A 20,768-nucleotide genomic window follows, 5' to 3' on the forward strand; every position below is an offset into this window, starting at 1 on the left:
GGCAAACAGCGCCTCCCGGCTCCGGGAGCGCAGGCCCCGGCACATCGCGGGCCCCGGTTCCGCGACCCGCGGCAGACGTTAAGGTCTCCCGGGGCACGCCGGGACGATCAGGCGAGCTGTCGTGGATCGACTGCCCGCAGGCGGGTCAGGTCTGCCGTCCTCCGGGCGGCCCGAGGAGGTGACGCGTGGTGCTGCGGCTGGGGACGCGCGAGTTCGGCGAGCACGAGCCGGTGATCATGGCGATCGTGAACCGCACCCCGGACTCGGTCTACGACCGGGGGTCGACCTCCCGGGACGAGCCCGCGCTCGCCCGCGTCGACCAGGCGGTCTCCGAGGGCGCCGCGATCATCGACATCGGCGGGGTCAAGGCGGGCCCCGGCGAGGAGGTGAGCGCCGAGGAGGAGGTACGGCGTACGGCCGGCTTCGTGGCCGAGGTCCGCGGGCGCCACCCGGACGTGGTGATCAGTGTGGACACCTGGCGGCACGAGGTCGGGGAGGCCGTGTGCGAGGCGGGCGCGGATCTGCTCAACGACGCGTGGGGCGGCGTCGACCCCCGGCTCGCGGAGGTCGCGGCCCGCTACGGCGCCGGTCTGGTGTGCACCCACGCGGGCGGGGCGGAGCCGCGCACCCGTCCCCACCGCATCGCGTACGACGACGTGATGGCCGACATCCTGCGCGTCACCCTCGGGCTGGCCGAACGCGCGGCCGACCTGGGCGTACGGCGCGACGCGATCCTGATCGACCCGGGGCACGACTTCGGCAAGAGCACCCGGCACTCACTGGAGGCGACGCGCAGGCTCGGCGAGATGACGGCCACGGGCTGGCCGGTCCTGGTGTCACTGTCGAACAAGGACTTCGTCGGCGAGACGCTCGACCGCCCGGTCAGGGAACGACTCATCGGCACGCTCGCCACGACCGCGGTCTCGGCCTGGCTGGGTGCCCAGGTCTACCGCGTGCACGAGGTGGCCGAGACGAGGCAGGTGCTCGACATGGTCGCCTCGATTGCGGGCCACCGGTCCCCGGCAGTCGCCCGCCGGGGACTCGCGTAGAGCGTTCCCTCTCCCCCCGTGGCGTCGTCCGCCCGAAGGCAGGGACAGGACAGGCAGCACGGCACGCGGACACCGGGCGTCACGCCGCGCGCAGCAAGGCGGCCGCAGGCACCCACGCCACGCCGGGCGGGGGCGGACCCGCGCAGAGGCCCGCGGCCAAGCATCGCGGGGCCGGCTCAGAGCCTGCACGGCGGCACGGACACCGGTCCGGGCGGCACCCCCGGCCGGACGTGTCGGTCGCGTCCCGCTACTCGGGCGGCCGCGCATCGACCGACCACTCCGTGGGCGCGCCCGTGGCGGTCTCCTTGCTCACCAGCGCGACGGCCTCGTCCACGTCGTCGGTGATGTGGAAGAGCTCCAGGTCCCTGAGCGCGGCCTTCCCCTGCACGATGAGGGTGTTCCGGAGCCAGTCGACCAGGCCCTGCCAGTACTCGGTGCCGAACAGGACGATCGGGAAGCGGGTCACCTTGCGGGTCTGTACGAGGGTCAGCGCCTCGAACAGTTCGTCCAGCGTGCCGAGACCGCCGGGCAGCACCACGAACCCCCGCGCGTACTTCACGAACATCGTCTTGCGGACGAAGAAGTAGCGGAAGTTGACGCCGATGTCGACGTACCGGTTGAGCCCCTGCTCGAAGGGGAGTTCGATGCCGAGGCCGACGGAGACCCCGCCCGCCTCGCAGGCACCACGGTTGGCGGCCTCCATCGCGCCGGGCCCGCCGCCCGTGATCACCGCGAACCCCGCGTCCACCAGGGCCCGCCCGATGCGCACCCCGATCTCGTACTCGGGTGTTCCCGGTGGCGTGCGCGCCGATCCGAAGACGCTCACGGCGGGTCCGAGTTCGGCGAGCGTGCCGAAGCCCTCGACGAACTCGGACTGGATGCGCAGAACCCGCCACGGGTCCATGTGGACCCAGTCCGTCTCCCCCTGCGGCGAGTCCAGCAGCCGCTGGTCGGTCGTGCTGGGCTGCACCTGGTGACGGCGGCGCAGAACCGGACCCAGCCGCTTCTCCTCCGGGGTGCCGGGGGTGTCCGGTGTACCCGGGGTGCCTTCAGGTTCGGCGTTGTCCACCGTGTGCTCCCTCCGCCGGTCCTCCCTGCCGTGAGGCAGGGGAAGAATGTTGCAGTTCAGGGTAGGCCCCCGGGGGTTACGGACAGGGGAACTCAGCGGGACAGCCAGGCCCGGAGCTTCTCCTCCGCCTCCAGCACCGCGGCGACCGCGACATGCTCCTCACGGGTGTGGGCGAGCTTGGGGTCGCCGGGCCCGTAGTTCACCGCGGGGACGCCCAGCGCGGAGAACCGGGCGACATCGGTCCAGCCGTCCTTCGGTGCGGGCTCGGTGCCGATGGCACGGACGAACTCCGCGGCGGCGGGGTGGGACAGACCGGGCAGCGCGCCGGGCGCCGAGTCGGTGAGCACCACCTCGAAGCCGTCGAAGACCTCGCGGACATGCGCGAGGGCCTCGGCCTCGCCGCGGTCCGGGGCGAAGCGGAAGTTGACGACGACGGCGCAGGAGTCGGGGATGACGTTGCCCGCGTGCCCGCCCTCGACCATCACCGCGTTGAGACCCTCGCGGTAGGTGAGGCCGTCGATGTCCACCCGCCGCGGCTCGTAGGCGGCGAGGCGGGCGAGGACCGGCGCGGCCTTGTGAATGGCGTTCTCGCCGAGCCAGCTGCGCGCGGAGTGGGCGCGCCTGCCGGTGGTCTCGACCCGTACGCGCAGGGTGCCCTGGCAGCCGCCCTCGACCTTGGCGTCGGTGGGCTCCAGCAGGACGGCGAAGTCGCCCGCCAGCCAGTCGGGGTGCTTCTCGGCGAGCCGCTTGAGCCCGTTGAGCTCGGCGGCGACCTCCTCGTGGTCGTAGAAGACGAAGGTGAGGTCGCTGCTGGGCTCGGGCAGCGTGGCGGCGATACGGAGCTGGACCGCGACGCCGGACTTCATGTCCGAGGTGCCGCAGCCCCAGAGCACGCCGTCGGTGTCGAGGCGCGAGGGCACGTTGTCGGCGATCGGCACGGTGTCGATGTGCCCGGCGAGGACGACCCGCTGGGGGCGGCCCAGGTTCGTACGGGCGACGACCGCGTCCCCGTCCCGGTCGACGGTCAGGTGCGGCAGCGCGCGCAGCGCCTCCTCCACCGCGTCGGCCAGGGCTTTCTCCTGGCCGCTCTCGGACCGGAAGTCGACGAGCCGTGCGGTCAGAGCCGCGGCGTCCAGGGACAGATCGAGTCTCGGGTGATGCATGGGCCCGACCCTAGCCCGTACCGTCGGCGTCCGGACCCGGCCGGTACCGTGGGCCCGTGTCCCAGCCGTCCTCCACCGCCCGTCGTGGCCGCCTGCTGCGTATCGGCGCGGCCTGCGCCGTGCTGCTGGCACTGGCCGGATATCTGGCCGTGCACTTCACCACCGGCGGTCCCGGGGCCCCGCGCTGCGTGGTGAGAGGCCCCGGAGAGAACGGCGCCGCGTACGCGATGCAGCCGGAGCAGGCCGCGAACGCCGCCACGATCGAGGCCGTCGGCTCCTCCCGGGGACTGCCGGAAAGAGCGATCACCATCGCGCTCGCCACCGCGATGCAGGAATCGGGGCTGCGCAACATCGACTACGGGGACCGGGACTCCGTCGGCCTTTTCCAGCAGCGGCCCTCACAGGGGTGGGGCAACGCACGGCAGATCAAGGACCCGGTCTACTCGGCGGGGAAGTTCTACGAGCACCTGGTGAAGGTGCCCGGCTATTCCCGGCTGCCGCTGACCGTGGCCGCACAGAAAGTACAGCGCAGTGGATTCCCGCAGGCGTACGCCAAGCACGAGCCGGACGCCTCGCTGCTGGCGTCCGCGCTCACGGGGCGTACGGCCGGTGCTTTCAGCTGCACCTCGCCCGGCGGCGACGGCAAACGCGGCGAGCCGGAACGGGTACGGGCGGAGCTGATCCGCGAGTTCGGCCCGGACGTACTGCCCCGCCCGGGCGCGGGCCGGGACCAGCGCGCCACGGGCGGCTCCGGGCAGGTCGTCACCGTCCCCGCCGAGCCGCCGTCGACCGCGGCCGGCGGCGGCTCGGGCCGGCACGGCTGGGAAGTGGCGCACTGGGCGGTGGCCCACTCCTCCGAGCTGCGCATCGCACAGGTCTCCTACGCCGGCCAGGTGTGGAGCGCCGGTGATTCCGGGCAGGGGTGGCGGAAGGCCGGAGAAGGGTCGGTGCCGCACCCGGCCGCGGACTCCGACGCGGTCATCATCACCGCCGCGCATTAGTGCGAGTGCACCCCCGATAGCGGCACGCACGTCAAGCGGCGTAGCGCTTTTCCGGCGCCTGGACGAGGCATTCCAGGACTCCGCGAGTTCCTTGCAAATAAAGGGAAGTGACGGTTCCGCAGTCGCTCCGCCGAGCCCGTTTCTGCCCGTTTTTCTCCAGACCGGATAATGCGACGCATTACCAACTCTTTACCGTGGTTCGCCGCAACCTTCGGGCTGCTCACGCGGTAGTCACTGCGTCCGCCCGGCGGACATGCCACATCCGTCAGAAGCTCAAGCATCTCTCCGTCAAAGGAGCACAATGTCCCTCCCCCTCACGCGTCGGATCGCCCGAGCCGCGCTGCTGGTCGCAGCGGGCGCCGCTCCCCTCGTCGGCGCGGCCGGTACGGCGAGCGCTGCGGACCTGCCGAGCACGTCCCACCTCGGTGGAGTGGGCTCGCTCGACGGTGCCAACCTCGGCAACACCGTCGACCGCACGTCGAAGAGCGTCGGCAAGCAAGCGGGAGACTCCGGCAGCAGGGCCGTGAAGGAGTCCCTGCCGAGCGCCGCCGACGCCGTGGGCAAGGTCGGCAAGACCACCGCGCCGACCGCCCAGAAGGCCGCCGGTGACGCATCGGGCAGCACGGGCCGCCTGCTCGGCGACACGGCCAGGGCCACCGCCAAGGGCGCCGGCGGCGGCCCCTCGCTGCCGGCGGGCCAGCTGCCGTTCAAGGCCCCGGTGGGCTGACACCTTCGCGGAAGGGGCCCGGGGAGATCGCTCCCCGGGCCCCTTCGCATGTCTCCGTCACCGGTCGGCACGGACCAGCCGGACCAGCCGCCATTTCCCAACGGTCGGACCGGTCAGCCCAGGCGGCGTACGGCCTCCGCCACCCGCTCGTCGGTCGCGGTGAACGCCACCCGTACGAACCGCTCGCCCGCCGGACCGTAGAAGTCGCCCGGCGCGACGAGGATGCCCCGCTTGGCGAGATCCCCGACCGTGTCCCAGCAGGGCTCGTCACGCGTCGCCCACAGATAGAGGCTCGCCTCGCTGTGCTCGATACCGAAGCCGTTCGCCTCCAGCGCGCCGCGCAGCGCCGTGCGGCGGGCACCGTACCGGGCCCGCTGCTCCGTCACATGCGTGTCGTCCCCGAGCGCCGCGACGGTGGCGGCCTGGACCGGCGCCGGAACCATCATTCCGCCGTGCTTGCGGATCGCGAGCAGCTCCCCGAGAACGGCCGCGTCCCCGACGAGGAACGCCGCGCGATAGCCCGCCAGATTGGAACGCTTGGACAACGAGTGCACCGCGACGATGCCCTCATGGCTCCCGCCGTTCACCTCCGGGTCCAGCACGGACACCGGCTCGGCCTCCCAGCCCAGCTCCAGATAGCACTCGTCGCTGAACAGCAGCACACCGTGCTCACGCGCCCAGGCCACCGTGGTGCGCAGCTCGTCCTTGCCTAGCACACGGCCGGTGGGGTTGGACGGCGAGTTGAGCCAGAGCAGCCGCAGCCCGTCCGGGTCCAGCTCCGTGGGGGTGTCGTAGACGACCGGTTCGGCGCCCGCGAGCCGCGCCCCGGCCTGGTACGTGGGGTAGGCGAGCCGCGGGTGACCGACGCGGTCCCCGGGGCCCAGGCCCAGCTGGGTGGGGAGCCAGGCCACGAGCTCCTTCGACCCGACCACCGGCAGGACGTTGGTGTGCTCCAGGTCCGTCGCACCCAGCCGCCGCCGCGCCCAGCCGGTGATCGCGTCGCGGAGCTCGGCGGTACCCCACACGGTCGGGTAGCCGGGGCTGTCCGAGGCGTCCGTCAGCGCGCGCCGGATCAGTTCGGGGACCGGGTCGACGGGGGTGCCCACCGAGAGGTCCACGATGCCGTCCGGATGCGCGGCGGCATCCGCCTTGTAGGGCTCGAGCCGGTCCCATGGGAAGACCGGAAGGCGGGAGGAGACTGCGGGCACGGTGCTCTCTTTCTCGTGACGCGGCTCGTGACACGGCTCGGTCCCGCACGGAGGCCACCCCCCGTACGGGACCGAAGCGCCGTGATTCCGCCGTCAGACCTACTGGTTCTGCGGCGGAAGCGCTGCGATGAAGGGGTGGTCCCGCTCGATCAGACCGAGCTTCGACGCCCCGCCGGGCGAGCCGAGCTCGTCGAAGAACTCGACGTTCGCCTTGTAGTAGTCCTTCCACTCCTCGGGAGTGTCGTCCTCATAGAAGATCGCCTCGACCGGGCAGACCGGCTCACAGGCACCGCAGTCGACACACTCGTCCGGGTGGATGTACAAGGACCTGGAGCCCTCGTAGATGCAGTCGACCGGGCACTCCTCGATGCACGCCTTGTCCTTGACGTCGACACAAGGCTGCGCGATGACGTAGGTCACGCTGTCGTTCCTCCTCGATAGGGCCGGCGGACCGATTTGCGGCTCCGCCGCGGGCGCGCGGGAGCGCGGCGTCGTCGATGCCCGCCACCTAGTATCTCCGTTCCGGGGCACGAGACGAACAGGAGGGGCGGACCAAGCTGTGGAATTCACCACGGGCGGACGACTCATAGTCTCCATCACCGCTTCTGACGTGGGCAAAAGGGTATCGGTACGGCGTCTGGCCGAGGAGGGCAACGGGGCGGAGAAGTTCACCGACACGGTCGGTGTGCTCACATCCTGGGACGGCGGCGTGCTGTGCATCACACGCCGGACCGGCGAGACCGTCCGCATCGCGGAATCAACGCTGGTCGCGGCCAAGGTCGTGCCCGCCCGCGGCCCGACCGCCACGCCTCACGGGGCTCGCCCCCCGGGGACGGCACCGGCCCGCAGCAGAGGTCCGTCCGCGACCTGGCAGGAGCTCGACCGGGTCGCTGCCCGTGCCTGGCCGCCGGTCGAGAGCGAGCCGCTCGGGGAATGGGAGCTCCGGTGGTCCGGTGGATTCACCCGGCGCGCCAACTCGGTACTGCCGCTCGGCGACCCCGGACTGCCACTGGAACAGGCGCTGCGCCGGGTCACCGACTGGTACGCCGAGCGGGGGCGACCTGCGTACATGCAGGTCAGCACCGGTGCCACCACCGACGCACAGGAGGATCTGGCCGCCCGGCTGGAGACGTACGGCTGGACCCTCGAGGTCTCCGCGCTGATCCGTACGGCTCCGCTCGCGTCTCTGGTCCAGTCCCCTGACGACACCCACGGGGTGACGCTCTCCCGTGGGATCGACGACGCCTGGCTCAGCCGCTACCAGCGCTCCGTCTCCCCGGCCCCCGAGGTCATGCAGGTGCTGCACGGCGGGCCCTCCGTATGGTTCGCGACCTGCCCCGGCGCCGGGGGCGGGCCCCCGGCCGCGATCGGCAGGTGTGTGGTGGACGGGCGCTGGGCCGGGTTCACCGCCGTGGAGGTCGATCCCGCAAGGCGGCGGGAGGGACTGGCCTCCGCCGTGATGGCGGCGCTCGCCGGCCAGGCGCTGGACGAGGGGGCGTCCGCCGCCTATCTCCAGGTCGAGGCGGACAATGAAGGGGCCCGTGCGCTCTACGACGGCATGGGCTTCCGCACGCATCACTCCTACCACCACTGGCGGGCCCCCGAGGACGGCCCCCACTGAGCGGGTACGAGGCTCCTATGCACGACACCACAGCCCGTCGGCAGCGGTTCGCGGAGGCGGCGCGCTCCGAGCGCCCCGACCTCGCCCTCCTGTGTCTGCTCGTCGCCGCGGAGGCGGAGCCTTCGACGGGCGAGGCCCAGATCGACGAGGCACAGATCGAGCTGGACCGGCTGGCCGGCCTGATGCCGTTCCGGCCCGCCGACGGGCCTCGCGGCTGGGCGCAGGCCGTCACCGACCTGCTCGGCGAGCGCTACGGGTTCCACGGCACCCCGGCGGACTACCGGAGGCTGGAGTCGTCGCTGCTGCCCCACGTCCTGCGCCGTCGGCGCGGACTGCCGATCCTGCTCTCCGTGGTATGGATGGAGGTCTCGCGCCGGGCGGGCGCCCCGGTGTACGGGGTGGCTCTGCCGGGACACTTCGTCGTCGGCTTCGGTGACCGGGACGGCCAGGTGCTCGTCGACCCGTTCGCGGGAGGGCGGGTGCTCACGGGGGCGGACGCCGACATGCTGGTCGCCGGTGCGACCGGCTCACCGCTCACCCCGTCGATGCTCTCCCCCGCCGAGCCGTTGGAGGTCGTGCTGCGGATCCTCAACAACATCCGCGCCTGGGCCGCCGCCCGGCCGGAGCACTCGGACGTCCAGCTGTGGGCGGTGGAGCTCTCCCTGCTGCTGCCCAGCCATCCGGCACGGCTGCGCTATGAGCGCGCCCAACTGCTCGTCGAACGCGGGGAGTTCCGCAGCGGCGCGGCGGAGCTCGACGCGTATGCGGAGGTGATCGCCCCGGTGGACCCGGGGGCGGCGGAGTCGGTGCAACGCCAGGCGCTCGCCGCACGGGCCATGCTGAACTGACGCCCCAGGTGCCGCGGCACTTCCCGGCGGCGGCACTCCTTAGCCCGGCGGCCCTTTCCGGCGGCGCCTGACGGCGGTCCCGGGCGGATCCCAGGCCTGGCGGCAGGTGCCGCCCGGGCGGAGGCCCGTACCGGGCCGAGCCGCCGATCACCGGCCGTACGAACCGGCCGAGCCCCCGCCCGGAAGATCCGGCGGGGGCTCGAAGGCGCGTACGCCTCCCGTACGGCCGGTGGCTACGGGTTCGTCTCGATCACTCCGATGCGCTTGGCGGGGTCCTCCTCTTTCAGGGCGGTGCGCAGCGCGCCGACCACGTCCTGCGGGGTGACGGGGGTCTTCTGCCCGTTGCCGCGCTGGACCGTGACGCCTTCGAAGGTGCCCCCGTACAGCTTCTTGAGCGCCTTGAGGTCGTAGGTGTCCACGAGTCGTCCGCCGATCGGCTTCATCTCAAGGAACTTCGGCAGCGAGTTCTCCGGGCTGAAGGCGATCTTGTGCGTGGCGTCGGTCTGGACCGTCACCAGTCCCGACATCGCGGGCTCGGCGAAGTCCTTCATGGCCCGGTCGATCTCGGCCCGGCTGATCGTCGGCTTCTTGGTCCCGACGGGCAGGTCGACGGGCGTACCCTGCCCGGTCTCGGCCCGCCCGCGGTACGCCTCGTCGACGGCCGCGACGGACCGGTCGACGTCGAGCGCCCTGTGGGTCGTGCCCGGTACGGCGACAGCCTTGCCGCGCACGAACTTGATGCCGCCGTCCTTGGAGCCACCGGTCTCGCCCGCGAGTGTCTTCAGCGCGGCCGTGAGCTTCTCCTCGTCGACCACGATCTCCGGCTCCGCCTCACGGGCGCCGCCGAAGAGCGAGCCGATGACGGACACCGGGTTGTAGTCGCGGCCCGCGGCGTTGCGGACCGTCGTCTCGGTGTCGATGGCCAGCCCCGCGGTGGACGGCTTGAGCTGCTGCTCCTTGCCGTCGACGGTGACGGTCAGGGGCGCCTCGCTGCGGGTGCCGAGGGCCTCGTCGAGCTTCGCCTCCGCGGCTACCTTCGTCGAGCCGCCGATGTCCACACCGAGCACGGTGGTGCCGTTCGGGACCTCCGCGTGGTCGAGCAGCAGGCCCGCGCCGTACGCGACGCAGAGCAGGCCGACCACCCCGGCGCCGGCGAGGACCGGCTTGGAGCGGCCCTTCTTCTGGGGCCGGGTGGATGCGCCGGCCGTGTCCGGCGCGGGCTGCGGGCCGCGGTCGGACGTCGGGGCGCCGGGGAAGGCGGAGTGACCGGAGGACGGGACCGCGGGGAAGCCGCTGACCAGGGTGTCCCCGGATACGTGATCGGGTCCGCCCCCGGGCGGCGCCGCGGGGCCGCCGTGCCCCGGGCCCACGGAACCCCCGGGCCCGGGAGGACCGCCGAGTCCCGGAGGACCGCTGGGGCCGGGAGGAGCGCTCCGGTCGAAGGGCGACCCCGGACCGCCGGGTCCGCCGGGCACGGCCGGGCCGGGGCGGGGTGGCGCTCCCCCGACCGCTCCGATGCCGGGGGCATGCGGACGGCGGTCGCCGGGGCCGGGAGGCTGCTGGCTCAGCCGCTGGGAGTCCTCACCCCGGCCGGCGCCGCCGGGGCCCTGCAGAAAGTCGTTCGGCAGGAGCGGCATGTCGCCGCTCGCGGCACTGGTCGGCCCGGCGGGCCCGGAGCCGGGACGGCCGGAACCGACGGGAGGCGTGGATCCGGAGCCGGATCCGGAGCCGAACGCGGGCCCGGATCCGGTGTCCGGGCCAGCGCCATAGGGGGAGCCGGAACCGGAAGCGGCATCCGGACCGGAGCCGAACGGAGAGCCGGAAGCGGCGCCCGAGCCGCCGAACGCGGGCCCGGAACCCGTGTCCGAGCCGGTGCCGAACGCGGGAGTCGAGCCGCTGCCGCCGCCCGCACCCTCCTAGAAGTACGGCACGTCCGAGCGCTGCTGCTCGCGGCCCGCGGGAGGAGGAGCGGGAGCCGACGCGGGAGGCGGTGCCGGCGTCGGGGACGACTTCCGCGGCGCGAACCAGTCACTGGTCTTGGCATCGCTGCCGCCGTCACTGCCCGACGCGGCCTTGGGCTCCTCCCGGGGTGCGGGAACAGAAGCCGACGGCGGGACCGGCGAAGCCGGGGGGGCCGCGGCCGCCGCGGCTTCGGCGTCGCTCTCCTCGACCGGCTTGCGCATGACGACCGGCGGGATGGGCCGGGAGCCGGGGATGTTGATCCGGATCCGGGTGGTCAGCGTGGTCTCGGTTCTGGGCTCCTGCGGCTTCGGGACCGGACCGGTCTCCTCGGCCTCGGGGCCGTCGTACACGGCGTCCTGCGGCGGGTGCAGCGACGGATACTCGTGGGAACCGTACGGTGGGGTCCCCGACGGGTATGCGGCTCCTGCGCGCCCGTTGGGCCCGGAGGACGAACTGTCAGATTCACGGCTCAAGGCGGTTCTCCCGGTTAGCTCCGCCGCCCGTCATACCTCGCGCGGGCGGCTCGGCGGCGCGCACCACCATACTGGGCGGTGCCGACGCCCCACCCTGGCCCACCGCATCGTCCGTCCAGGCCGGAACTCGGCAGGGTGGAGCGTTTTGTCACGTCACTTGCCACGTCGGGCGGGCTGTCCGCCCGAGGGGGGCAGGTGCGGCAGGGTGGCACACATCACAGCGACGAGCATCCCGCCCAGCAGAAAGACGTACGATCCCAGGCCCGCGCCGAAGAGGAAGTCGCCCTCCGGCCGGGCAGGGGTCAGCAGCAGTACGGCGATCAGCCAGCCGCCCGCCGCCGCGCCCGCTCCGACGCGGGTGCCGGTCGTCCTCACTCCCCCATAACAGAGACCGGCGATGGCGAGCAGCGCGAGCAGCAACCCGCCCGGGAACCACGCCGCTTGTACGAGCGCGCCCGCCGCCCCGGTGGCCACACCCACCAGAAAGAAAGCCGCATAGGCGGCAAGTCGCCCCGCGGTCACCGCGCGGCCCTCCCCGAGGCCTCCACCCGGGAGACCCCGGCGAACAGATCGTTCTCCGGAAGATCGCCCTCCGGGCTCCCCCACACCAGCCGGTAGTGCTCCTCCACCAGGAGCGGCTGCCCCAGGTCGTTCGAGAGCGCGAAGAAGGGACCGTCGACGGCGATCTGGGTGGCATGGGCGCGCATGGCAGCCGTCTTCGCCGCCGCGTACGGCCGGCCGTCGATCCAGGCCGTCACCTCCGCGTCCTCGACCACGCCCGGCAGATCCTCCGGCTCGGCGATCCCCGCGAACTCGAGCGACTCGGCACGCAGCTTCGCGAAGCCCGCCTCCACGACGGAACGCGGCAGACAGTTCCAGTAGATCTTGTCGATCACGTGCGGGTCGCCCAGGTCCCGCCGGTACGCGCGCTCGGCGGCGAGTTCGGCGGCCCGCATGGCGACGCGGTGCGCCTGGATGTGGTCGGGGTGACCGTAGCCGCCCTGCTCGTCGTAGGTCACCATGACCTGCGGCCGGATCTCCCGCATCACCTCGACGAGATGGGCCGCCGCCTCGTCGACGTCGGCTCTCCAGAAGCACTCGGGCCGGTCGTTCGAGGCGACGCCCATCATCCCGGAGTCGCGGTAGCGGCCGGGGCCGCCGAGGAGACGGTGGTCCGTGACGCCGAGCTCCTCCATGGCGGCGGCGAGTTCGCCCAGGCGGTAGTCGCCGAGGGCGTCCTCGCGGTCCGCGGCGAGATGGGCGAGGGCGGGCGGGATCACTTCGCCTTCCTCGCCGAGGGTGCACGTCACCAGGGTGACGTGGGCACCCTCCGCCGCGTACTTGGCCATGGTCGCGCCGTTGTTGATCGTCTCGTCGTCCGGATGCGCATGCACCAGTAGCAGGCGACGCCCGGATGAGGGCAGGTCGGTCATGGCTACAGCGTACGAGCCCGGGGCCCTTGGGTTCTCAGAACTTGATCTCGCCGATCATCCCCGCGACGTTCGTCGTCAGCTCACTGATGGTCGGGGCGATGGACGAGCTCGCCAGATAGAACCCCAACAGCATGCAGACCACCGCGTGTCCGGCCTTGAGTCCGGATTTCCGGACCAGCAGGAAGACGATGATCGCCAGCAGCACCACCGCCGAAATCGAGAGTGCCACGACGGTTCACCTCCAAGACGCGGTCGGGCCAACGGACGCACAACATACAGATGCCACGGGCTTCATACCCACCATGCGCAACTGATCATAACTTTCCGTGCGTCGGCACGGATCGGTGCACGGGAGCAGACGAGGGGCGCAGGGGTCGCCCCGCCCGGGCGTGCCCCTCCGCGGCCCGGCGGAGGGTTCCGGCCGCGCCGTCCGCCGAAGGGAACCGGCGCACCGCCGACGGCACCGGAACGACAGGTTCCCCGACCGCCCTCCCGCCAGGCCTCTCCCGGATTAGGGTCGCCGCATGACCGGACAGCTCTCCTTTCCGCGCCAGCACGCCCGCACCCAGCGCTTCACCCTGGGAGCCCCGCGGGCCTTCACCGTGTCGCCGGACGGCTCCCGTGTGGCCTTTCTGCGGTCCCGGACGGGAACCGACCGGGCCCATCTGCTCTGGGTGTACGACCTCGAATCCGGCCAGGAGCGCATCGCCGCCGATCCGGCCGCCCTGCTCGGCGGAGCGTCGGAGGAGTTGTCCGCCGAGGAACGGGCGCGGCGCGAGCGGAGCCGCGAAGGCTCGGCGGGCGTCGTCGGCTACGCGGTGGACGAGGCCGTCGAGTTGGCCGCGTTCGCGCTCTCCGGTCGGCTGTTCACGGCGGAGCTGCGCGTCGGCACGGCCCGTGAACTGTCCGTCCCCGGCCCCGTCGTGGACCCGCGCCCCTCCCCCGACGGACGGCACGTCGCCTATGTCGCACAGGGCGCCCTCCGCGTCGTCGGCGCCGACGGCGAGGGCGACCGGGCCCTGGCCGCACCCGACGGCGACCGTACCGGCTATGGCCTCGCCGAGTTCATCGCCGCCGAGGAGATGGACCGCTCCCGCGGCTTCTGGTGGTCGCCCGACAGCGACCGGCTGCTCGTCGCCCGCGTCGACGAATCCCCCGTACAGCGCTGGTGGATCGCCGACCCCGCCAACCCGGACCGGCAGCCCGCCGAGGTGGCGTACCCGGCCGCCGGGACGCCCAACGCCGATGTACGGCTCGTCCTCCTCGGTCTGGACGGCTCCCGCACCGACGTCGAGTGGGACCGCGAGCGCTATCCGTATCTGGCGCGCGTGCACTGGTCCGCCGCCGGTCCGCCCCTCCTCCTCGTCCAGGCCCGTGACCAGCGCAGCCAGCTGTGCCTCGCCGTGGACACCGGGACGGGCCTCACCAGGATGCTGCACGCCGACGAGGACCCGGTGTGGCTGGATCTGTTCCCCGGCGTCCCCGTCTGGACGCCGGACGGCCGGCTGGTCCGGATCGCCGACGAGGGCGGGGCGCGGGTGCTGATGGTCGGGGACCGGCCCCTGACCGGCCCCCAGCTTCACGTACGAGCCGTCCTCGACGTATCCGACGACGATGTACTGGTCTCGGCCTCGGCGGGTCCCGAGGCGGCCGCGCCCGAAACGGGTGAGATCCATGTCCACCGCGTGAGCGACCTCGGGGTGGAGCGGATCTCCGAACGCCGCGGGGTGCATTCGGCGGTCCGCTCCGGCGCGGTGGCCGTGCTCGCCTCCACCTCGCTGACCGGCCCCGGTGCCACGGTCCGCGTCCTCCGGGACGGCAAGCCCGTCGCGACCATCGCCTCGTTCGCGGAGCAACCCGTACTGACGGCCCGCGCACGGTTGTGCGAAGGGGGCGCACGCCGTATTCCGTGCGCCGTACTGCTGCCGTCCGGCCACCGCGACGGGGACGGCCCCCTGCCCGTTCTGATGGATCCTTACGGAGGCCCGCACGGTCAGCGGGTCGTCGCCGCCCACAACCCGCATCTGACATCCCAGTGGTTCGCCGACCAGGGCTTCGCCGTCGTCGTCGCCGACGGCCGCGGAACCCCCGGGCGCTCGCCCGCCTGGGAGAAGGCCATCGCGAACGACCTCGCGGGCGTGACGCTCGACGACCAGGTGGAGGCGCTGCGGGCACTGGCCGCATCACACCCCCTCGACCTGAGCCGGGTCGGCATCCGCGGCTGGTCCTACGGCGGTTATCTCGCGGCGCTCGCGGTGCTGCGCCGCCCCGACGTCTTCCACGCGGGTGTGGCGGGCGCCCCGGTCACGGACTGGCGGCTGTACGACACGCATTACACGGAGCGGTATCTCGGCCGGCCGGACCGCCGGCCGGAGGTCTACGCGGCGAATTCGCTCGTCACGGACGAGGGGTTGTCGGCCGCGGCGGGTGAGGCCCGGCCGCTGATGGTCATCCACGGCCTCGCGGACGACAACGTCGTCGCGGCACACACCCTGCGGCTGTCCTCGGCGCTGCTCGCGGCCGGCCACCCGCACGAAGTGCTCCCGCTGTCCGGCGTGACCCATATGACTCCGCAGGAGCAGGTGGCCGAAAACCTCCTCCTGCTCCAAGTCGCCTTTCTCAAGCGATCGCTGGGCGTTTCCTGAGGTCGGACGCGGACAGCGTCCATAAAGGGCCGGCACCGATGCCCATACAGCCGTGGCGGTGTTCACGGGGCCTTTCACCGGGGTGCCCCGGTTGAGCAGGACAGAGCCCCGGGCAGGCGACCGGCCGGCGGCGGAACACCGCCTCCGGCCGGTCCACGGCACCCGCACGGCCGTACGTTCACCAGGTTGACTCGTCCGTATATCGGTGTTGCGACGGTTAAGTTACCGCCATGTTAACGAAGTTGATGGATGTTTTTACGGAAAAGTCGGTCACTGACCGTTCCCGTCAAGCACGCGATGACCTCAATCTGCGAAATTTTCGCTCAAGAAGCGTGGAGTCGACCCCTCCCCACCGCTTTGCCCCTTGACGCGCGTTGAATCGCTCGCAAGAGTTCCGCTCATTCAGCAGCGATAGCGCACCCGTTCTTTGTCAAGCACATTTCGCTCCGGGGGCAGGGAAACGCCATGTCTAGTCCAACCGATGCTGCCGTGACGACAACTGATGCAGCGAAGGTTTCCGCGAACCCGGCGAAGGGATCCGACCGGAAGGACCGGTCTCTCGAAGGCCGTTCACCAGGCCAGTTGATGTGGATGCGCTTCAAGCGCGACCGCACCGGCGTGATTTCGGCGTTTGTCGTGCTCTTATTCTTCGTGGTGGCCGCGCTCGCCCCGGTCATCTCGTGGCTGTACGGCAAGGACCCCTACACGCTCTACGGCCAGGAGAGCCTCGACCTGCTGGACGAGTTCGGCTTCCCCACCGGCCCCAACGGAGGTATCTCCGGCGAGCACTGGTTCGGCCTCGAGCCCGACCTCGGCCGCGATGTGTTCATGCAACTGATCTACGGCATGCGCACCTCGCTCTACACCTCCGTGGTGGTGACGATCGCGATGGTCACCACCGGGGTGCTGATCGGCCTGGTCGGCGGCTACTTCGGCGGCAAGGTCGACTACTGGCTCGGTCGGCTGACGGACTTTCTGCTCGCCTTTCCCAGCCAGCTGTTCTTCATCGCCTTCATGCCGGTGGTCGTCGCCGTCTTCGTCGACCCGCAGGAGGAGACCCCCACCTACATCCGGGCCACAGCGATCATTCTGGTGATGTGGTTCCTGGGCTGGATGGGGATGTCCCGCCTGGTCCGCAGCCAGGTGCTCTCCCTGCGCGAGCGGGAGTTCGTCGAGGCCGCGAAGGTGTCCGGGGCCTCCCGCTGGCGGATCATCCGCAAGGAGCTGCTGCCCAACCTGGTCACCCCGATCCTGGTGCAGGGCACGTACATGCTCCCGTCCTCGATCCTCAGCGTGGCCTTCCTCTCCTTCGTCGGTGTCGGATACGTCGAGCCGACCCCGGACTGGGGCCGGATGTTCGCCATCGCGGGCCGGATCTACGAAGAGGACCCGACGTACATGTTCTTCCCGGGCGTGGCCATGGTGATCTTCGTCGTGAGCTTCAACCTTCTCGGCGACTCCGTCCGGGACGCTTTCGACCCCAAAGCAGGACGTTGATCGTCCACTTGAGGGGGCGGCTGCCTCCCCTACTCCGGGACACCGGATGCAGGCAGCGCAGCAGAGGGACAACAACCGACAGACAGGTGGATTCAGCGTCATGGATTCGATTCGTTCGCGCAGAGCGCGCGCCATCGTCGTCGCCCTTGCGGCCGGCTCGCTGGCGCTGACGGCATGCAGCAGCGGCAGCAAGAACAGCGAGGACAAGTCCAGCACCCAGGAGGACGCCGCATCGCAGTCGAAGGCGGTCGAGTACGGCGACGCCAAGGCTTCCACCGGCCCGGCCGAGCAGGTCAAGGGCGCCAGGAACGGCGGGACCGTCCGCGTCTTCCAGGAGGACGACTTCTCGCACCAGGACCCGGGGCAGATCTACGTCAGCGACGCGAACCTGCTGGCCAAGCTGATCCACCGCGGCCTGACGCAGTTCAAGGAGGACGAGAAGGGCAACAAGACGGTCGTCGGTGACCTCGCGACCGACTCCGGCAAGCAGTCCGACGGCGGCAAGACCTGGACGTACACGCTCAAGGACGGCATCAAGGACGAGACCGGGCACCCCATCACCTCGGCCGACGTCCGTCACTCGGTCGAGCGGCTGTACGCGAAGTTCTTATCCGACGGCCCCACCTATCTGCAGCAGTGGCTCTCCGGCGCCGGCACCACGTACCGCGAGGCGCTGCCGGACGGCCCGTACAAGGGCAAGCACCTGCCGGACTCCGTCCTCGAGACGCCGGACGACAAGACCGTCACGTTCCACTTCAAGGAGCCGCAGCCGGACCTGCCGCAGGCCCTGACCATGCCCGGCTACTCCATCGTGCCCGAGAAGACGGACACCAAGGAGAAGTACGACACCAAGCCGGTCTCGCTCGGCCCTTACAAGATCGCCGACTTCAAGGCCGGCAAATCCATGAAGCTCGTCAAGAACACGAACTGGGACGCGAAGACCGACTCCGTCCGCCACCAGTACGTCGGCGGGTTCAACATCACGCTCAACCACAGCCGCGCCGACCAGACCAAGCGGATTCTGGCCGACCGCGGAGAGGCCAAGAACGCCGTCCAGTTCAGCGGCTCCGTCGACTCGACGCAGGTCAAAGCCGTCGTCCAGGACCCGGCGGCCAGCAAGCGGACGATCCGGGGATACCAGCCGTACGTCTGGCAGCTGAACATGAACATGGACCGCATCAAGGACAAGCGGATCCGCGACGCGATCACCTACGCGATGCCGAACGCCCAGGTTCTGCGGCCCGACGGCGGCACCTACGGCGGTGAACCGGCCGGGGGTCTGCTGGCCCCGACCCTCCCGGGCTATGTCAAGGGCTACGACCCGTACGGCAAGCTCAAGAAGCCCAACGGCGACCCGGAGAAGGCCAAGGCGCTGCTGAAGAAGGCCGGCAAGGAGGGCATGAAGCTCGTCTACGCCTACGCCAACGTGCCGCACCGCCAGAAGCAGTCCGTCATCATCGAGAACGCCCTGGAGAAGGCCGGCTTCGACGTCCAGAAGAAGGAGATCGACAACGCCACCTGGTACGAGCAGGTCGGCAAGGTCAAGAACAACCTGGACGTCTACATGACGGGCTGGGGCCAGGACTGGCCGTCGGCCGGCACCGTCGTTCCGCCGTCCTACGACGGCACCCAGATCCAGGACGGCGCTGCGAACTACTCGCACATCAACGACAAGCATGTTAACGCCGAGATCGCCCGGATCGTCAAGATCGCCGACCCGGCGGAGGCCACCAAGGAGTGGACCGAGCTGCACCAGTACATCGTGGAGAAGGTCAACCCGGCCGCCCCGCTGTACTACACCAAGCAGCTGCAGATCTACGGCTCCAACATCGGTGGCGCCCGGTACAGCACGGTGACCAACTACATCGACGTCACCCGCCTGTTCCTCAAGAAGTAACCCCTCGGCAGCAGTCCCCGGGAGTGCCCGCACGGCGGAGCGCGCACTCCCGGGGCCCCGCTCCGCCCACCCCCCGTCACAGCCGCCGTCCTGAGAGCAGCGACCTGCCATGCTTCAATTTCTCCTTCGCCGGACGTTCGGCGCTGGCGCCATTCTCCTTCTGATCAGTGCCTTCACCTTCTTTCTCTTCTTCGCCGTACCGCAGGACCCGGCTCTGCTGGCCTGCGGCAAGAACTGCACCCCCGACGCGCTGAAGGTCATCCACGAGAACCTCGGCCTCGACAAGCCCGTACTGCTGCAGTACTGGGAGTACATGTCGGGGATCGTCGCCGGACGCGACTTCGCCGTCGGCCACTGCCCGGCGCCCTGCTTCGGTGTCTCCTTCAACAACAACGAGCAGGTCTGGGACACCATCATCGACCGCTTCCCCACCACGGTCTCCCTCACCGTGGGCGGGCTGGTGTCCTTCCTGACCGTGGGCATCGGCGCCGGCATGATCGCCGCCTGGAAGAAGGGCACGCTGATCGACAAGACCTTCAGCTCCGTGTCCCTGGTGCTGAACTCGATGCAGATCTACTTCCTCGGCCCGGTCGTGCTCGGCATCTTCGTCTACAGCACCGGCTGGCTCGACGCCCCGGCCTATGTGCCCCTCTCCGAGGACCCCGCGCGCTGGTTCATGGGTCTGCTGATTCCCTGGCTGGTCATGTCGGCGATCTTCACCGCGAACTACACCCGTATGTCCCGCTCGACGATGATCGAGCAGCTGCAGGAGGAACACGTCCGTACGGCCCGGGCGAAGGGCATGTCGAGCCGGTTCGTCTTCTTCCGCTACGCCTGGCGTGGTTCGCTCACCCCGATCGTCACCATCCTGGGCATGGACCTCGGCGCGCTGTTCGGCGGAGCGATCGTCACCGAGTACACCTTCGGCCTCGCCGGCATCGGACGCCTCGCGGTGCAGTCGGTCCAGAACAAGGACCTCCCGCTCACCATGGGCGTGATGCTCTTCAGCGCCGCCTTCATTCTTCTCTTCAACATCATCGTGGACGCGTTGTACGCCTTCATCGACCCGCGCGTGCGTCTGTCCTAGGAGAGCGACCCGTGACCACACTCACCAAGACCGAGGACACTCCGGCCCCGACCGGGTCGGACCCCTTCCTCTCGGTCCGCGATCTGTACGTCCGGTTCTCCACCGAGGACGGCGTCGTCAAGGCCGTCGACGGTCTCTCCTTCGATCTGGAGCGCGGCCGGACTCTGGGCATCGTCGGCGAATCGGGCTCCGGCAAGTCGGTGACCAACCTCTCCGTACTGGGGTTGCACAACCCCGAGTCCACCGAGATCTCCGGCGAGATCCTGCTGGACGGCCAGGAGATCACCGGCGCGCGGGAGCGCACCCTGGAGTCGCTGCGCGGCAACAAGATGGCGATGATCTTCCAGGACCCGCTGACGGCGCTCTCGCCGTACTACACCGTGGGCCGGCAGATCGCCGAGCCGTACCGGAAGCACACCGGTGCGTCCAAGCGGGACGCCCGGCGACGGGCGATCGAGATGCTGGACAAGGTCGGCATCCCGCAGCCCACGCTCCGGGTGGACGACTATCCACACCAGTTCTCCGGCGGTATGCGGCAGCGCGCGATGATCGCGATGGCGCTGATCTGCAACCCCCAGCTGCTGATCGCGGACGAGCCGACGACGGCGCTCGACGTCACCGTCCAGGCACAGATCCTCGATCTGCTCAAGGACCTTCAGCAGGAGTTCGGTTCGGCGATCATTCTGATCACTCACGACCTGGGCGTCGTCGCCCATGTCACGGACGATGTGCTGGTCATGTACGCGGGTCGGGCCGTCGAACGGGGCACCGTCAGGGAGGTGCTCCGCGCGCCCCGGCACCCGTACACCTGGGGTCTGCTGAGCTCCATGCCGCGGCTCGGCGGCGATGTCAACGAGGCGCTGGCGCCCATCCCCGGCACCCCGCCGAGCCTGCTGAATCCGCCGCCGGGCTGCCCGTTCCATCCTCGCTGCGCCTTCGCCGGCGACGTCGGAGCCGGTCTGTCGTGCACCGCGGACCGGCCTTCCCTGCCCGCCGGGCGCGGAGCGGCCTGCCATCTCACGGCGCAGCAGAAGCAGACGTTCTTCATCGAGCAGATCAAGCCCCGGCTGGGCTAGGGAGACCGAAAC

Annotated in this window: 17 protein-coding genes and 1 pseudogene; 10 read left to right on the plus strand and 8 right to left on the minus strand. The window is 70.7% G+C overall.

The window, feature by feature from the left end:
* Positions 1-188: 188 nt before the first annotated feature.
* Positions 189-1,049: a dihydropteroate synthase gene (gene folP / locus ACTWQE_RS13020; protein WP_443329091.1), complete on the plus strand. Its 861-nt coding sequence runs from the start codon at positions 189-191 to the stop codon at positions 1,047-1,049.
* Between the two features lie 247 nt (positions 1,050-1,296).
* Here folP and ACTWQE_RS13025 read toward each other — a convergent pair whose 3' ends face one another.
* Both ACTWQE_RS13025 and dapE read right to left on the minus strand, forming a co-directional pair.
* Positions 1,297-2,118 carry a TIGR00730 family Rossman fold protein gene (locus tag ACTWQE_RS13025; protein ID WP_443329060.1) on the minus strand — a complete coding sequence of 274 codons (822 nt, stop codon included), beginning with the start codon at positions 2,116-2,118 and terminating at the stop codon, positions 1,297-1,299.
* A gap of 92 nt (positions 2,119-2,210) precedes the next feature.
* The gene (dapE, locus tag ACTWQE_RS13030) at positions 2,211-3,281 is read right to left on the minus strand and encodes a succinyl-diaminopimelate desuccinylase (protein WP_443329061.1); all 1,071 of its coding nucleotides are present in this window, start codon (positions 3,279-3,281) and stop codon (positions 2,211-2,213) included.
* Positions 3,282-3,337: 56 nt separating this feature from the next.
* On the opposite strand from dapE, the gene ACTWQE_RS13035 reads away from it, so the two are divergent.
* Both ACTWQE_RS13035 and ACTWQE_RS13040 read left to right on the plus strand, forming a co-directional pair.
* On the plus strand, positions 3,338-4,282 hold the full coding sequence (locus tag ACTWQE_RS13035; protein ID WP_443329062.1) for a heavy metal transporter: 945 nt from the start codon (positions 3,338-3,340) through the stop codon (positions 4,280-4,282).
* Positions 4,283-4,583: 301 nt separating this feature from the next.
* Positions 4,584-5,009: an ATP-binding protein gene (locus ACTWQE_RS13040; RefSeq protein WP_443329063.1), complete on the plus strand. Its 426-nt coding sequence runs from the start codon at positions 4,584-4,586 to the stop codon at positions 5,007-5,009.
* A 113-nt stretch (positions 5,010-5,122) separates the two neighbouring features.
* Here the strand turns inward: ACTWQE_RS13040 and dapC are convergent, their stop codons facing one another.
* Together dapC and fdxA are read right to left on the minus strand one after the other, a co-directional pair.
* Positions 5,123-6,217: a succinyldiaminopimelate transaminase gene (dapC, locus tag ACTWQE_RS13045; RefSeq protein WP_443329064.1), complete on the minus strand. Its 1,095-nt coding sequence runs from the start codon at positions 6,215-6,217 to the stop codon at positions 5,123-5,125.
* Positions 6,218-6,316: 99 nt separating this feature from the next.
* Positions 6,317-6,637, minus strand: a complete 321-nt coding sequence (gene fdxA / locus ACTWQE_RS13050; RefSeq protein WP_018089397.1) for a ferredoxin — start codon at positions 6,635-6,637, stop codon at positions 6,317-6,319.
* Between the two features lie 139 nt (positions 6,638-6,776).
* On the opposite strand from fdxA, the gene ACTWQE_RS13055 reads away from it, so the two are divergent.
* Positions 6,777-7,838 (plus strand): GNAT family N-acetyltransferase, encoded by a 1,062-nt coding sequence (locus ACTWQE_RS13055; RefSeq protein ID WP_443329065.1) that lies wholly within the window; start codon positions 6,777-6,779, stop codon positions 7,836-7,838.
* Between the two features lie 17 nt (positions 7,839-7,855).
* A complete protein-coding gene (locus ACTWQE_RS13060; RefSeq protein ID WP_443329066.1) occupies positions 7,856-8,686 on the plus strand; it encodes a transglutaminase family protein in 831 nt (276 codons plus the stop codon).
* Between the two features lie 233 nt (positions 8,687-8,919).
* On the opposite strand, the pseudogene ACTWQE_RS13065 reads toward ACTWQE_RS13060, so the two are convergent.
* The 4 genes and pseudogenes from ACTWQE_RS13065 to ACTWQE_RS13080 all read right to left on the minus strand — a co-directional run bounded on the left by ACTWQE_RS13065 (position 8,920) and on the right by ACTWQE_RS13080 (position 12,783).
* Positions 8,920-11,121 (minus strand): annotated as a pseudogene (locus ACTWQE_RS13065) (hypothetical protein).
* Between the two features lie 153 nt (positions 11,122-11,274).
* A complete protein-coding gene (locus ACTWQE_RS13070) occupies positions 11,275-11,643 on the minus strand; it encodes a DUF6113 family protein (protein ID WP_443329067.1) in 369 nt (122 codons plus the stop codon).
* The gene (gene mshB / locus ACTWQE_RS13075; RefSeq protein WP_443329068.1) at positions 11,640-12,554 is read right to left on the minus strand and encodes an N-acetyl-1-D-myo-inositol-2-amino-2-deoxy-alpha-D-glucopyranoside deacetylase; all 915 of its coding nucleotides are present in this window, start codon (positions 12,552-12,554) and stop codon (positions 11,640-11,642) included. The genes ACTWQE_RS13070 and mshB overlap by 4 nt, the downstream gene beginning before the upstream one ends.
* Positions 12,555-12,588: 34 nt before the next feature.
* Positions 12,589-12,783, minus strand: a complete 195-nt coding sequence (locus tag ACTWQE_RS13080) for a hypothetical protein (RefSeq protein WP_443329069.1) — start codon at positions 12,781-12,783, stop codon at positions 12,589-12,591.
* Between the two features lie 295 nt (positions 12,784-13,078).
* Here ACTWQE_RS13080 and ACTWQE_RS13085 point away from each other — a divergent pair, with 295 nt between their 5' ends.
* From ACTWQE_RS13085 to ACTWQE_RS13105, 5 genes are all read left to right on the plus strand, one after another.
* Complete coding sequence (locus ACTWQE_RS13085; protein ID WP_443329070.1) at positions 13,079-15,199, plus strand: prolyl oligopeptidase family serine peptidase; 2,121 nt, start codon at positions 13,079-13,081, stop codon at positions 15,197-15,199.
* A 465-nt stretch (positions 15,200-15,664) separates the two neighbouring features.
* Complete coding sequence (locus ACTWQE_RS13090) at positions 15,665-16,696, plus strand: ABC transporter permease (protein WP_443329071.1); 1,032 nt, start codon at positions 15,665-15,667, stop codon at positions 16,694-16,696.
* Positions 16,697-16,796: 100 nt separating this feature from the next.
* Positions 16,797-18,593: an ABC transporter substrate-binding protein gene (locus tag ACTWQE_RS13095; RefSeq protein ID WP_443329072.1), complete on the plus strand. Its 1,797-nt coding sequence runs from the start codon at positions 16,797-16,799 to the stop codon at positions 18,591-18,593.
* A gap of 109 nt (positions 18,594-18,702) precedes the next feature.
* Positions 18,703-19,680, plus strand: coding sequence for an ABC transporter permease (locus ACTWQE_RS13100; protein ID WP_443329073.1), 978 nt, complete (start codon positions 18,703-18,705; stop codon positions 19,678-19,680).
* An 11-nt stretch (positions 19,681-19,691) separates the two neighbouring features.
* Positions 19,692-20,756: an ABC transporter ATP-binding protein gene (locus tag ACTWQE_RS13105; protein WP_443329074.1), complete on the plus strand. Its 1,065-nt coding sequence runs from the start codon at positions 19,692-19,694 to the stop codon at positions 20,754-20,756.
* Positions 20,757-20,768: the final 12 nt, after the last annotated feature.

The organism is Streptomyces sp. 8N706 (assembly GCF_052245415.1).
In the GTDB taxonomy this organism is placed as follows: domain Bacteria; phylum Actinomycetota; class Actinomycetes; order Streptomycetales; family Streptomycetaceae; genus Streptomyces.